This is a genomic window from Paenibacillus phytorum, from assembly GCF_013141715.1.
GTDB classification, from domain to species: Bacteria; Bacillota; Bacilli; order Paenibacillales; family NBRC-103111; genus Paenibacillus_E; species Paenibacillus_E phytorum.
Genome location: NZ_WHOA01000069.1, coordinates 1 through 14,950, shown reverse-complemented (window position 1 = coordinate 14,950; position 14,950 = coordinate 1). Strand labels below are relative to the sequence as shown.

11 protein-coding genes are annotated in these 14,950 nt (G+C 44.1%); all 11 read left to right on the top strand.

Annotation, left to right across the window (positions count from 1 at the left end; translation table 11 throughout):
• Nucleotides 1–21 precede the first annotated feature (21 nt).
• A complete protein-coding gene (locus tag GC098_RS08555) occupies nucleotides 22–888 on the top strand; it encodes a flagellar hook-basal body protein (protein WP_171642821.1) in 867 nt (288 codons plus the stop codon).
• A gap of 26 nt (nucleotides 889–914) precedes the next feature.
• Nucleotides 915–1,133, top strand: coding sequence for a DNA-directed RNA polymerase subunit beta (locus tag GC098_RS08550; RefSeq protein WP_171642820.1), 219 nt, complete (start codon nucleotides 915–917; stop codon nucleotides 1,131–1,133).
• Nucleotides 1,134–1,235: 102 nt separating this feature from the next.
• A complete protein-coding gene (locus GC098_RS08545; RefSeq protein ID WP_246358510.1) occupies nucleotides 1,236–1,754 on the top strand; it encodes a CDP-alcohol phosphatidyltransferase family protein in 519 nt (172 codons plus the stop codon).
• Nucleotides 1,755–1,918: 164 nt separating this feature from the next.
• Nucleotides 1,919–2,347, top strand: a complete 429-nt coding sequence (gene fabZ, locus GC098_RS08540) for a 3-hydroxyacyl-ACP dehydratase FabZ (RefSeq protein ID WP_171642818.1) — start codon at nucleotides 1,919–1,921, stop codon at nucleotides 2,345–2,347.
• Nucleotides 2,348–2,371: 24 nt separating this feature from the next.
• Nucleotides 2,372–4,075, top strand: a complete 1,704-nt coding sequence (locus GC098_RS08535; protein ID WP_376773850.1) for a phospho-sugar mutase — start codon at nucleotides 2,372–2,374, stop codon at nucleotides 4,073–4,075.
• Nucleotides 4,076–4,259: 184 nt separating this feature from the next.
• A complete protein-coding gene (locus GC098_RS08530) occupies nucleotides 4,260–6,311 on the top strand; it encodes a DUF5693 family protein (RefSeq protein ID WP_171642816.1) in 2,052 nt (683 codons plus the stop codon).
• The gene (csaB, locus tag GC098_RS08525) at nucleotides 6,287–7,423 is read left to right on the top strand and encodes a polysaccharide pyruvyl transferase CsaB (RefSeq protein WP_171642815.1); all 1,137 of its coding nucleotides are present in this window, start codon (nucleotides 6,287–6,289) and stop codon (nucleotides 7,421–7,423) included. Before GC098_RS08530 ends, csaB begins: the two co-directional genes overlap by 25 nt.
• A 60-nt stretch (nucleotides 7,424–7,483) precedes the next feature.
• Nucleotides 7,484–8,272, top strand: coding sequence for a WecB/TagA/CpsF family glycosyltransferase (locus GC098_RS08520; RefSeq protein WP_171642814.1), 789 nt, complete (start codon nucleotides 7,484–7,486; stop codon nucleotides 8,270–8,272).
• 132 nt (nucleotides 8,273–8,404) lie between these two features.
• Nucleotides 8,405–9,514, top strand: a complete 1,110-nt coding sequence (locus tag GC098_RS08515; protein ID WP_057303754.1) for a glycosyltransferase family 4 protein — start codon at nucleotides 8,405–8,407, stop codon at nucleotides 9,512–9,514.
• 253 nt (nucleotides 9,515–9,767) lie between these two features.
• Nucleotides 9,768–13,673, top strand: a complete 3,906-nt coding sequence (locus tag GC098_RS08510) for an S-layer homology domain-containing protein (protein WP_171642813.1) — start codon at nucleotides 9,768–9,770, stop codon at nucleotides 13,671–13,673.
• Between the two features lie 386 nt (nucleotides 13,674–14,059).
• The coding region (locus GC098_RS08505; protein WP_171642812.1) for an S-layer homology domain-containing protein at nucleotides 14,060–14,950 on the top strand (891 nt) is incomplete at its 3' end.

The following is a 14,950-nucleotide window of genomic DNA, read 5'->3' as shown; positions in this document are numbered from 1 at the left end:
AGCTTGCGAAGGGGCAGGACCATGAACAACTCCATGATTAACTCATCGGTATCCATGCATAGCTTACAGCAAAAGCTGGATATTCTCTCCAATAATATCGCGAATGTGAATACGAACGGTTTTAAGAAGAAGGAAGCCTCCTTCGAGGATGTTCTGACGAATGTCCAATCGCAACCAGAAGGGTTCCGTCAGCAAGGGCGATTCTCACCCCTTGGTTTCAACCAAGGCTGGGGCTCGAAGTTGGTGCAAATCCAGACGAATTTGTCTCAAGGACCTATTCAATCCACGGGGAATGTGACGGATTTTGCTATTCAAGGTGACGGATTATTTGAAGTATCCGTGAGTAAGGCAGATGAGAACGGCAACCCCGTGTTCCAGTCTGCTTGGACTCGTAATGGTGCTTTCAGTTTAAGTCCGGATGCGACTGGCGGAACCGTGCTTACGACCAAAGAAGGCCATTTCATCACTGGTGTGGATGGAAATCCGATTCGTGTGCCGGCTGGTTTTCGACCTGTCGTTGAAGCGAACGGTACGATCAAAGGATACAATGAGCAGGACCCAAGTGCAGCACCCATTAATTTGGGACAGATCAAGCTAGTTCGCGTTGTACGTCCACAGCTGCTCCAAGACGTTGGAGATAACCTTTATACTATTCCTAATGGCATAACGGTTGCTGAGAAGGCAAATATCTTACAAGATGTGAACCCCTTGGTTGATAACCCGGCTAACCGTGTTAGTCTTATGCAGGGTTTTCTGGAGCAATCTAACGTTACGCTTTCGGATGAAATGACAGATCTGGTTATCGTGCAAAGAGCGCTTCAACTCAATTCCCGAGCTATTACATCTTCGGATCAGATGATGAATATCGCTAATAATTTGCGCGCCTGATCTTAGAAAGGGAGGGATAGGGCTCGATGTCAGACAAGCCTGCTCCACCAAAGAAGAAATCAAGGCCGAAATGGCTCAATATTATATGGCTTATTTTCAAAATCATTCGTATTCCTGTGCTATGCGTGCTGGCTGTTTTTATCGGCCTATGGGTAGGTTACACCAAGCTTGGTCATCAGCCAGCGGGGGAAATCTTTCATATGAGTACTTGGCGGCATTTATACGATCTGGTATTTGCGAATTAACTCTAACTCCCGCATGGGAGTTTTATTTTTGTGTAAGCAGCGGTATAATGAATGAAGGTTAAATGTACCAGATATCGGATACTAACACGCAGGAGGGGTACTTTGAATATACCGAACATGCTCACCATCAGCAGGTTTGTTCTAATCCCTGTGTACCTCGTGATTTTTTTTAATGGCCATATCCAAGTTGCCTTTTTTATTTTACTGGTAGCCGGACTTACGGATATCCTAGATGGCTATATCGCAAGAACTCGCGGGCTTATCACACCCGTTGGTGTCATGCTGGACCCACTCGCTGATAAGAGTATGATGATTACGGTGATCTTATCCCTGCTCATTTCGGGGTTGATTCCTTGGCAGGCAGCTGCGGCGATGTTCATTCGTGATTTAGGTATGATTATGGGCTCTGCTTTCTTTCACTTCAGGGGCAAGTTAACGGTTCCCGCCAATGTGATGGGAAAGTTAACGACGGTTCTGTACTATTTTGCTATCCTCTTCATCGTTTTTCATTTAAACTTTGCCATCACCTATTTATGGTTTGTAATTGGGGTCTCATTCTTAACTTCCTTCATTTATATTATTCAGTTCCTTGTATTAAATCGAGGAGCCAAATTGAAATAATGTATACTACGAAAAAAGAGCCTATGTATAAGACTGCAACACAGCCCTGTACATAAGCTCCCCTATATGAACCTTCACTTCTGCAGTTAATGAAGGGACATCCCTATTGTAAGTGATTACCTTGTATTTTATACAAGCATTTTGAAAGGAGTTTTTAAACCGCTATGCTAGATATTAACCAGATTCAAGAGATCATTCCTCATCGCCCTCCCTTCTTGCTTATTGACCGTATTTTGGAGGTCGAAGAAGGTGTTAGAGCTGTAGGTATAAAGAATGTTACGATCAATGAACCGTTCTTCGCAGGACACTTTCCTGGCTATCCGGTTATGCCCGGTGTGCTGATTGTGGAAGCTTTGGCACAAGTAGGTGCTGTGGCTGTTCTGTCGATGCCTGAATACAAAGGTAAAATTGGTTTATTTGCTGGCGCGGATGGCATTCGTTGGCGTAGGCAGGTCGTACCTGGCGATACACTAACTTTAGAAATGACGATAACACGTGTAAAAGGAACCATTGTCAAAGGCCAAGCTGTGGCTAAGGTAGGCGACAAAGTGGTAGTCGAAGGCGAGCTTATGTTCGCCCTTGCTAATAAATAACCCATAGATAAAAAGGAGATGAACCTGACTACTATGACGCGTGTACAAACAGAGTATCAATTATGGTTAGAGGATCCAGCAGTGGATGCCGAAACGAAGAAAGAACTGCGTGCTATTCGGGAAGATGAAAGAGAAATTGAGGATCGCTTTTATAAAGATCTTGAATTTGGCACAGGAGGACTTCGCGGCGTGATTGGCGCTGGAACGAATCGAATCAACGTGTATACCGTTGGACGCGCAAGCCAAGGCTTGGCACAATATGTGAATGGGACAGGCGCTACAAGTCCTTCCATTGTTCTAGCTTATGATTCACGTCATATGTCGCCCGAGTTCGCTTTAGAATCTGCTCTCGTGTTCGCAGGGAATGGAATTAAGGCTTATCTCTTTAAAACACTGCATGCGACACCACAGTTATCTTTTGCTGTGAGATACTTAGGTGCGTCCGCAGGGGTTGTCGTTACAGCTAGTCACAACCCACCTGAATATAATGGATATAAAGTATATGGAGCAGACGGGGGACAGCTCGTTCCTGAGTTTGCGGAGCAAGTCATTGCGCAAGTACAGAGCATCGATTCCTTCAACAAGGTCAAGAAAATAACCCAGCAAGAAGCGGAAGCGCAAGGGTTGCTTTCTTGGTTAGGTGAAGAGGTTGATCAAGCGTACATCGAGGCAGTAACTGCGATTAGCCAGAATCCAGATGTGATTAAGCAGATCGAAGGCGATTTCCGCATTATCTTTACTCCTTTGCATGGAGCGGGTAATGTGCCGGTACGCGAAGTGCTGAAAGCAGTTGGCTTCGGACAAGTACATGTTGTAGCCGAGCAAGAGCTGCCGGATGCACAGTTCTCGACAGTAAAGTCTCCGAATCCGGAGGAACGGGAAGCATTTACACTCGCCATTGCACAAGCGAAAGATTGGGATGCCGATATCATCATCGGAACCGACCCTGATGCTGATCGCATGGGGGCAGTTGTGAAGGATCCGAACGGCGAGTATGTCGTTTTATCAGGTAATCAGTCTGGTGCCATCATTGTAAATTATTTATTATCAAGCTTGAAAGAGCGTGGAACACTGCCTGCGAACGGCGTTGTCGTCAAAACGGTCGTTACAAGTGAAATGGGCGCAGTTATCGCCAATCATTATGGTATTCCTACATTAAATACATTAACCGGCTTTAAATATATCGGGGAGAAAATGTCCCAGTTCGAACAAAATGGTGAGTATACGTTCTTATTCGGATACGAAGAAAGCTATGGCTACTTGGCCGGTGACTATGCAAGAGATAAGGATGCAGTTATTGCAGCGATGCTGATCGCTGAAGCGGCAGCCTATTATAAGAAGCAAGGCAAGACTTTATATGAAGTCCTTCAGGAACTATACGAATCCTTTGGCTACTTTTTGGAAAAGCTTGAATCAAGGACGCTGAAAGGGAAAGACGGCGTAGAACAAATTGGGCGCATCATGGAAGCTTGGAGAACGAATCCGCCAACCGAGATCAGTGGCACTCGTGTAAGCCAAGTGGAAGATTACGCAGAGGGCATTAATGGCCTTCCTCGTGAAAATGTGCTGAAATTTAAGCTAGAGGATGGTTCATGGTTCTGCTTGCGTCCTTCTGGAACGGAACCGAAAATTAAGTTTTATTTTGCGGTACAAGGATCTACAGGTCCAGCAGCCGCACAGCAATTGGATGGCATCATTCAATATGTGCTTAACCGTGTAGACGGATAATGAAATAGGAAAACTGAACCTCTTCAGAACCTAAGTCAGGGATAGGTCGTCTAATGAATAGATGGAAATTAAATCCGCATTCATTTGGCCTATTACCCGAGGTAGGACCTGAAGGGGTTTTCCAATGTAAGTACATGCTTTACGAAGAAAGCTTTCTATCGGAAAGCTCTAAGGAGTGGACAACTTGGCACAATGGTATCAAACATGGAATAAACCTCTCAAAAATATCCTATGGTGGCTCGTCATTATTGGAATGGTAGTCTCCCTGCCGCTTGCCTACACGCGTCACCAAACGGAAACTTCGGCCAATCAAGTCGAGTTTGTTTTCGATTATCGTGATTTGTTGGATATTTCGGATATTCAGACGAATCCGCAGACTTTTGTCGCTGAGCAGCTGAAGAATATGAAAGCAGCGGGCATCAGCTCAATGGCCGTGTATGAGAGTACACTAGCGGAGCTTAAAGAGAGCCGTCGCATCGAGGTATATAACTCTCGAGACGCTGCCGCACTTACCCAAACCTTGGGTAGTCCTAATGAGAATTTTACCTACGTGCTGTTCGCAGATAGTGCTACACAGCAGAAGCTGGAGCCTTTAATTCAGAAAACGTTCGCGGATCTGAAGGTTGGCACGAAGCCGTGGAGTTTCAAAAATAGAAACGGACTCATCATCCAAATGAGTATGGACGATGCATCGATCAAGGGTATGGACCCAGACCCGATGACATTACAAATGCTCAAAGATCAAGGGTTCCAAATCGTGGTTCGTCTATCGAATCGTAGACCCTTTGTAACCAATGAAATGGATCGCTTGCTGAAACAGCTCCATGATATCGGCGTGAAGCGCATCATTGTCGATGGCAATGAAGTTCCTGGTTACACAGAAGAAAATACGGAAATTAACCTAAATAAAATGGCAGATCTTCTTAATAAGAACGGCATTGGCCTAGCTGCTATTGAGTTATTAAAAGAGCCGCAAAAAGGGTTCAGTACGTTAGCAAAGCAAACGAATTATAACGTTGTTCGATTGCATTCGTTCACAGAGAAAGACGGGGAAAAGTTAACAGAGCCACTCAAAAAATCGGAACTGCAGGATCGTATTCAAGGCGTTGCGGATCGTTTAGTCCTTGCAGTGAAAGACCGCAATATCCGCATGGTTTTCTTGAATGCAAGGCCAGTGAAAAGCTTGGATAAAGGAAAATTAGTCGATCCGCTAGCAGCTTACTATGAAAGTTTGCAAGGAAAAGACGGTGCTATTCCACGCATCCAAGAAGTCGGGTTTAAGCTTGGACCAGCAGAGCCATTTGATGTAAAAACGACAGGATGGCAGAAAATCGCCCGTATCTTCATGCTGCTTGGCGGTGTTAGTTTAATCGTGCTGATGGTGTCCTTCTTCGTACCGGAAGCCACGCTGCTCCTCTTTGTCTTAGGTATACTTGGACTTGCTGCTTTGCATACACTTTCGGCTAATCTATACGCGCAAGGTCTTGCCTTAAGTACAGCCATTAGTGCTCCGAGCATAGCAATCATGCTGGCCATTCGTTCCGTTCGTTCAGGAGCCGCAGCGAAATGGAAGTCAGGTCTTGCTTACGCCTTATGGACACTAATCAAAACATCTGCAATTTCGCTGATTGGTGTCGTTTACGAAGTGGCACTTCTCAATCACGTTACGTATTTACTCGTGCTGCAGCAGTTCCGCGGCGTTGGCGTGCTGCATTTGCTTCCTATTGCTATCGCAGGTGTGTATTTACTATTCTTTAGCGAAAATAACACGTACAGGGATAAGATTGCGAACATTCGCCGTATTCTTTCTTCCTTTATTAGCGTGCTATGGATTGTAATTGCGGGGGTAGCTTTAGCGGCTGTGTTCTACTACTTATCACGTACTGGAAATGAAGGACAAGCTTCTACCGTGGAGAAATTATTCCGTTCCTTCTTGGAAAATACACTTGGCGTACGTCCGCGTACCAAAGAGTTTTTGGTCGCACATCCTTTATTCCTGTTAGGCGCCTATTTGTCAGTTCGATATAGACATGCTGTCTATTTGATATTCATCGGAGTAATTGGGCAGCTTTCTATTGTAGATACATTCGCTCACTTGCATACGCCGCTTCATATATCTCTGATTCGTATAAGCTACGGCCTTGTGTTTGGCGCTTTGATTGGCCTCGTTCTGATTGCAGCTTGGGAAATAATCATTAGGAGTTGGAAACGATGGGTGCCACAGTTGTCAAAATAGCGCTATCCGGCTACTATGGCTTCGATAATAGCGGAGATGAAGCTGTGCTGCAGTCGATTTTGTTTGCTTTGCAGGAGCAAGGTCGAGAGCAAGGATTACAAATTGAGCCTATCGTTCTTTCTGCTAATCCCGAGAAAACGTCAGCGATGTACGGTGTGAAGGCTTATCATCGAATGAAACCTGGTTCACTGTTCCGAGCATTGCGTGAAAGTGATGGTTTGATTAGTGGCGGTGGCAGTTTATTGCAGGATGCTACAAGCTCGAAGACGATCCCGTATTACTTGGCAGTCTTGAAAATAGCGCAGTGGCTGGGCAAGCCTACGTTTATTTACTCGCAAGGCATCGGGCCGGTTAGCCGCCCTATGTTTTATGGCTGGATCCGCAGCGTGTTCCAGCGCTGCGCGTATGTGTCGGTCCGCGATACGGAGTCCGCGGAGCTGCTGGGGAAGATGCGGCTCCCGCGGGAGCGCATCACGGTAGTGCCTGACCCGGTCATGGGGCTGCCGCTGCGCGGGACCGGGTCTAGTGGCGGCGCGCCGGACCTCGCGCCGGATGGTTTAGTGCGGACGATCGGCATGTCCGTCCGCTTCTGGAATGAGGACCGCTCAGAGCTAGAGGCTCTCTCGCAGTCCCTGCAAGTGCTGCTCGCAGCCGATGCGAACGTGCGGCTGCGGTTCTTGCCCTTCCACCTCCCCTCGGACGAGGTGGCGTCGCAATTCGTGATCGATCGACTCGGCGATCACGGGACCCGGGTGGAGATGGTGCGAGGCATCGCCCATCCGCAGGATATGCTCGCACAGGTCGCGGAATGCGACCTGCTGATCGGGATGAGGCTGCATTCTTTGATTTATGCAGCCTCGCAGTTCGTGCCTATGGTAGGCATCTCGTACGATCCGAAGATCGACCAGTTCCTCCATAGGCTTGGCATGAAAGCCGCCGCATCGACAGCTCGCTTCGATGCGGATGCCTTTGCGGCCGAGGCGCAGCGCCTTCTCGGCGGCCGAGAGGCTTGGGCGGCGTCCAGCCGCGCCGCCATCGAAGAGCTCAAAGCGCAGGCTCAGCTTCCTGCGCAGCGCATCATTTCTTTTTATAAACAAAGAACTAACAAATAGGAAAGAATAAAAAAGCAACCAAAATCCGATTTCCAACGTCAATTAAAGGAAGAGATATCTATGAGTTCAACATCAACAACGATCCAGTCTAAGGTCGCATCTGCGAATGCAATACCAAAAGTTCGCATCTACGGAGTGCCCATCTCCAAAATGAGTATGGACCAAACCGTAGCTTACCTTACGAACGTTATTGAACAAAGACAGCCCCATCAAGTCATTACCGCAAATCCCATTATGGTTATGGCCGCGCAAGATGATCCTGCTTATCTGAGCATGATGCAGCGCGCTGAACTCATCGTTCCTGATGGAACGGGTGTCGTCTGGGCGGCTAAATATGTAGGCGAGCCTGTTGTAGAACGGGTTCCCGGCTATGATTTGATCCATGAGCTGATGAAAGTCGGAGAGTCGAAAAGCTGGAAAGTATACTTACTTGGAGCTTCCAATGAGGTTATCCATGCGGCAGCTGAGAAGCTTCGTACTGCCTATCCGAGTATAAAGCTTGTAGGCGTACGTGATGGATATTTTAAAGACGAGCAGGATGCTGAAGTGATTCAAGATATCGTGGATGCAGCTCCGGATATTCTTCTCGTAGGAAGATCTGCTGCGAATCAAGAGCCATGGATTGGGAAATACAAACAACAAATTGGTGTCCCCGTCATGATGGGTGTTGGGGGAAGTTTTGATGTTCTTTCGGGCAAGCTAAAACGAGCACCGGTTTTATTTCAAAAACTACGTCTTGAGTGGTTCTATCGCCTGATGCAGGAGCCTTGGCGTTACAAACGAATGCTTCTACTCCCGAAATTTGCATTGAAAGTGATGCGTGATAAAGAGAAAGTCACCAAACCATGAGAATATTTATGAAAATTGGCTGAAAACGGTCATTTCAGATGAATTTAGCAGTGGTATTTGTGGGCAAATGGGAGTATAATTCATTTCGGCGGATTACTTGCCACCCAAGACAAGAGGAGCTGTGAAGAAGACATGTATGGATTATATGCGATTGGGTTTATCGCTGCGTGCTTAATGGCGCTGCTGCTGACACCCCTAGTCAAAAAATTTGCCTTCTGGGTTGGTGCCGTTGATGCCCCTAACCATCGTAAGGTACATACCCGAATAATGCCGCGTCTCGGAGGATTAGCGATATTCCTTGCATTCGTCGGAGCTTATTTTGTCGTCTCTCCAGCACTTGATGCCGTTAACTCCAATGCCGCATTTGGGTTGCTAATCGGAGGCTTTGTGATTGTCGTCACGGGTGCCTTGGATGATCGTTTTCAACTATCTCCCAAATGGAAGCTGCTCGGGCAACTTATTGCCGCTTGCATCGTTGTTTCCTTTGGACTTAAGATCGACCTCGTTAACATTCCTTTCGGAACGACCAACCTGCCAATTGGCTGGTTAAGTATTCCGATTACAATATTGTGGATCGTCGGTGTTTCCAATGCGATTAACTTGATTGACGGCCTAGACGGCTTGTCAGCGGGTGTGTCGGGTATTGCTACAACTACTATTCTAATTCTTGCTCTTATGATGGGCAATGTTACCGTTATTTTACTTTGCGTCATTTTACTAGGTAGTATCATAGGCTTCATGTTCTATAACTTCCATCCGGCCAAAATCTTCATGGGCGACTCCGGCGCCTTGTTCCTAGGCTTCGCCCTAGCAACTCTATCCATTCTCGGCTTTAAGCAAGCAGCCGTTGTTTCACTTTTAATTCCTATTATGATTCTAGGCGTGCCATTATCCGATACCTTCTTTGCGATCATGCGTCGCTACGTTAATAAATTGCCAATCTCTGCACCGGACAAAAGCCATCTGCATCACTGTTTGCTGCAGCTCGGATTCAGTCATCGTACAAGCGTACTGATCATCTACGGAATTGCCTCCATCTTTGGCGGCAGCGCGGTCATTTGTTCAGTCTTTATCTCCCAAGATTCCACTTGGGGTCTAATCATGATCATCGTGGCTCTCTTCCTAGTTATGCTAGTCGGAGCAGAAGCTATTGGTATCATCAGTAAGAGCCGTAAGCCGGTGCTGAACTTCCTTCAAAGGCTTGTAGGCAAGCAAGTTCAGAGCGATCGAATGGGCAAATAAGCTATAAAATCGGAATCCAACCTTCGGGTTGGATTTTTTTTGCATTTTATGAATTTTCTTCTTTCTCTAAACATTTCCTTTGTTTCGACCGATAAGTAAAGTACAAGAACTTTTGGCTATTTGCCGCGTCTAATCATGAGGAATGATAGAAGAATATGGGAGGGATTGTCGAAACCTAGCAAGTAAATTGAAAGTTAATACTTATACTATGGCGAAACTAACAACATTTAGATTACATAAGGAGGAACTAGTTTTGAAAACCAAGCTATTAAGAAATAAGTGGATTAGCATAAGCTTGTTGATCACTATGCTACTCGCTCTGCTGCCCCCAATGACAGCTTCGGCTGCGCCGGTTTTGAATATTACTAATTTATATGTACATACGGATCCTAACCCAGCTGATCCACCGGCTACTGCGTTTAAGGATTCCTCAGTTCAACGATTTACAACGAACCCTGTTACATTGAGCGTAGATATTAATGGAATCCCGCAAGATCAAATTTCACAGATATACTATGAAATTTCGAATGTTACTACGGGGATCACGACTCCCAATCGAACTAATCGCCCAATTTTAAATGCAAATAATAATAACCAAATTACTTTTCAAAATGTAGAACTCACAGAAGGCTTAAATAGAATTGTCGTAAAATTTGAGAGTTCTTCCAGCATCCCATCATTACCTGGATGGGCCTATTTTACGCCGGTTTCGAACATTACAAATTTGAAGATTAACGATGATGTGTTTGCCGAAGGTGGCATGTTTCCGACCTCTGGACCTTATACCAATGTTAATATTACAGGTAATGCTAACAATGCTTTTCAAGTAAATGCGATCGTGAACGGCTCGACTTTTGAGGCTTCCAATTTTTCCAACGGTATATTTACCTTCTTAACGAATACGGGAAGAGTAACAGATATAGCTTTGAAGCCAGGGGATAATCAGATTCAATTTATTTCCAAAAACCCTACGAACTACTACACTACAAGTAGAATGTTTAAGTATGATAATGGCTTAGGCTTTGCTTATAACGGGAACATAAGGTTTTGGGGCGATCTTGCTTCAACCGACCAAAAGCTCATCACTGAACCAAGCTTAGCGAGTAGTACGAAAAAAGACATTACATTTACAACTGAAATTAAAAATAGTAAAGGTAATATTACTGCAGGTGTTACAGATTATGTGTACGCGGACATTAGTATCGCGGGCGGAGCGAGTTTCCGTTATACATTTGGTAGTACTACTCCAGTGAGTAACGTTAATGGCACTTTATCAGATGGGTCTGCTATTAATCCAGTTGTTACAAAAACAGCTGACACAACAGCTTACAACACGTACAAATTAACTGTAGATTTACCATTATCTCAAAGTGCAACTGCTCAGCAGATTGAAGTTAGACTTGTTACCGCATCTGGAAACCCGAATATTCCTACGGTATATAATTTTAATTACACGAACCCAAATAAGGGTTATTTGAAAGAAGTAAAACAGGAGTTTAACGTAGGTAGCCCGGAGGCATTTGAGGTTAAATTAAGTGAGCTAGGTACAAGTCAAATTAATGAATTCCCGGCCAAGCTTAATATTTATACGAATGCCAACACTGCGTCTGTAAATGTTAATATCCCAGGTTTCGTGGGGAATGGGGACTATACTGTTTCTCAAACTTCAGCGACTAGTGGGATATATAGAGCAACGATTGATTTACATGATCTTACCGATGGGCTCACAACAATGAAAATCGTACCTACAGATGGAACTGGTATTAATTCATCAGGCACAAAGGTATACAGTTTGAATATTTCTGGGGCACCCTATGTGATTGTTAACAATTTATACAATGGGAAAGTGGTTAAGAGTAAAGGTGAATTAGTTTGCGGTGGAGTAGGTGGACCTTGTATCACAGGTAAGATTGTTAATCTTCCTGCAGCAAACTATCCGCTAGTGGAATTATCCGTAAATGATGTAAATATCCCTTTGACTCAACCAGCACCTGCTACTGGTTCGCTAATTGATGCTAATGGGAACTTTACGGTAACTGAGACTGCTATAAATACATTGTTTGGCGCGGCAGAGGGAGCTAAATTCAGCGCATTATTCAATGAAGATGGCAAAAAAACGATTAAGTTCTCACTTTACCTAAAGCCAGGTGGCACAAAAGTTCTTGTCACGCAAACAAACTATGACATTTTTGTTCTTAGTGACTACGCGCCGATCATCGAGAAATTGATTCCTAATATCAACTTAACTCCTTACTCCGATGGAGATACTACAGGTGCATATCTGACGTCTTCAAGCACACTTCAGCTAGCAGGAACGCTTAGAAATGCTGAATTAAACACAGAAGCCATATTGTATCTAAGAAAAACTCCATCAGGTGCAAGTGCGACACCGCCGACATTGGTCGCAAATGGGGCCAAGCAAGAAGTTTCAGTTGATGGGAAATCGTATAAATATGATTTTACTACGACCTCTTACACGATGGACAAGTATGGAGATTATGTATTTGAAATTGTAGCCAAGAATGCTTCAGGACGCACAACAAGCAAAATGATTACAATTACTAAACAGCCAGTTAGTTACATTCTTGTTCAACCAAGCAACTTCGTAAAGAATGTAGACAAAATAGATCAAGCAAACGTTAATACTAACTTCCAGACCGTAATCATTCAAGCTGATGGTGCTGACACTGTCATGTTTGGCAAAGTTGCAGCTACACAAACTTCTCCTGGAATTTTTAGATACGATGTAGCAAATTTAAAAGCAGGTAAAAACGCGGTCACCTTTGAAATTACACGCGGCCCCAATAAAGTCAAGGGTAGTTTCATCCTAATGAATCAAAACACGCCTATTGAAGGAGCACAATACAGAACAAACATTGCCTCCAAGATGAGCGTATTTAACGGCGATCTTCAGTTGGCGTTCCCTAAAGACACAAAATTGATGCGTAACGACAGAACTGCTAAAGAGCAATTCATTACATCAGATCGTAAGCTGGTATTTGGTATCGCCAATCAAGACGATGGCCGCGTAGACAAAGCTTCTGAAACACAAGCTGGAATGCGATTCTTACAGGAGCCTACAGGACGTTTTAGACCAGCAAGCAAACTTTTCTGGGTAGATGGAGGAACTATTGATCTTTCAGCTGCGGATACAAATGATTCATTGAAAGCTGCGCTACAAGGCAGTGGAAATCTCCCATCTCCATCCTTACCGGGACCGGGAGAAACCAGTTTCTATTCCAGATACATTAAAAATCTAGTGATACCTACGCAGTCTGGTACATTAACTATGGAATATGATCCAGAGATTAGAACTGACTCATGGAAATATATCACAGTATATCAATACGGTACTTTCTTAGACCCAAGCGGTAGTGGTAATCAATATGTAGGTTGGAAGAACATTGGCGGGGTAGTAGACGCGAAAGCTCATTCTATTAAAGTCCCTGTAGAAAGCTTTGGCTATTTCCAAGTCATGTATATGGATAACAGCTTTAATGATGTTACCTCACATGATTGGGCTCGTGATTACTTGGATGTGCTATATTCTAAAGGTGTAATGAACAATAAGACAACTGGACAATACCTACCTAATGATGCAATTACTCGTGGTGAGTTTGTAACGTTACTTGTCAAAGGTTTTGATGTACCGTTAATAAATGAAGATTCGAGTTACCATACTAACGATCCTACAAACCCTAATTTCCAAGGGACATTTGCGGATGTTCGCAGAGGTCTTGGTCTACCAAACAGCAGTAGTTTGTTCGATTTCATGCATATTGAAGCTGGGGCTAGAACCGGTATTGTCAGAGGAAACTCTAACGGCCTATTTTTGCCTAATAACACAATTACTCGAGAAGATGCTGCTGTTATGATTGCTCGTGCTGCAAATATGAAATTAGCTGCTGATGTAAACAAATCAATGGTAAACTTGAAAAAGCAGTTCACTGATGCAGATGATACCATTATGAGTACTTACGCTATGCCTTCTATTGAAGCAGTTGTGAAATCAGGCTACATGGATGGGATAAAAAACGTTCCTGTTGCAGGTCAAAAGAAAGATACGTTCAGCTTTGATCCAAGAGGAAATATGACCAGAGCTCAAGCGGCAGCAATTGTATACCGTGTAATGCAACAAAGTGGTAAGTTACCTAAGTAAATAATAAAAAAAGACTGTGTCCGATTTATCGGATGCAGTCTTTTTTTGCTATGGCGATGGGAATTAAGTAAAAAACTATTCAGGTTTTTTTAAGCTAATTTTTAGCTGGCGCTCAGCTTCTCTACTTATTTACTTCACAACTAAAATGTAAGTTTATCAAGTAGGCAAAATGTGTGCAAAAGGTGATAGGTTCTTTACTAGCAGATCGAATTAATTGGAAAATACTTATCAATGAAATTATGCATACAGTCACGTATACTAACTAATGTAGCCAAGGTGATAGACGCGAAGCTACATAGAGTCATGTCATGATTCATTAGTCGCCCCGTTGGTTATAAGTTTTTATAACAAAAAACTTTCATAATATTAGGAGGAAACAAACCTTTATGAAGAAAACACTATCCGTAGTTCTTACATCCGCTATGGCTCTTTCCATGTTCTCATCCGTCGCATTTGGTAAAACATCTGCTGACTTTACAGACTTGAAAGACCTGGATGCAGCAACAAAAGTGAAATTCGATGCGATGATCACTGCTGGTATTTTTGACGGCGTGACAGAAACAACTTTCGGTCTGAAAGACGAAATGAACCGTGCACAATTTGCGAAAGTAGCGGCATTGATCATGGGTCTTGAAGTTAACAAAGATTTGAACACATCCACATTCACTGACGTTAGTGTAACCGACGCAGCAAATGGTTATGCACTTCCTTACATCGAAGCTTTGAAAACTGCAGGCGTAACTGACGGCTATGCTGAAGGTCAGTATAACCCAGCTGGTAAAGTAACAAAAGAACAACTGGCTACTTTCTTGGTTCGTGTTCTTGGTCAAGATGAAGCAGCAAAAGGTAAAACAGGTACAGACACAACAGTTTCTGGTTGGGCACAAGGTTATGTAGCTCTTGCACTTGAACTTAAACTTCTTTCCAACGGAACAGACAACACATTCGGCGGTATGGCTAACGCAACTCGCGACCTGCTGTTGACGGGTGCATACGAAGCGAAACAACAATACGTACCAGCTGGTAAAGTATCTGTAACTGGCGCGAAAGCAACTGGCGTGCAACAAGTAACTGTAAGCTTCAATAAACCAGTAGATACAGCTAAAGCAACAGTAGCTTTGACAAAAGGAACGGCTAACATCGCAACTACTATGAAATTTGCTGATGATAAAAAATCCGCTGTACTGACTTTGACTGATGTGAAAGTAAGCGAAGGTACGTACACGGCTACTTTATCCGGTCTTGATGCAGCAGGCGTTGAAAAAACAACAGCAACT

Bases quoted from the DNA above. Each gene is read 5' to 3' on its own strand.
- GC098_RS08555 (WP_171642821.1), top strand. From the start codon at position 22: ATGAACAACTCCATGATTAACTCATCGGTATCCATGCATAGCTTACAG.
- csaB (WP_171642815.1), top strand. From the start codon at position 6,287: ATGGGTGCCACAGTTGTCAAAATAGCGCTATCCGGCTACTATGGCTTC.
- fabZ (WP_171642818.1), top strand. From the start codon at position 1,919: ATGCTAGATATTAACCAGATTCAAGAGATCATTCCTCATCGCCCTCCC.
- GC098_RS08550 (WP_171642820.1), top strand. From the start codon at position 915: ATGTCAGACAAGCCTGCTCCACCAAAGAAGAAATCAAGGCCGAAATGG.
- GC098_RS08520 (WP_171642814.1), top strand. From the start codon at position 7,484: ATGAGTTCAACATCAACAACGATCCAGTCTAAGGTCGCATCTGCGAAT.
- GC098_RS08515 (WP_057303754.1), top strand. From the start codon at position 8,405: ATGTATGGATTATATGCGATTGGGTTTATCGCTGCGTGCTTAATGGCG.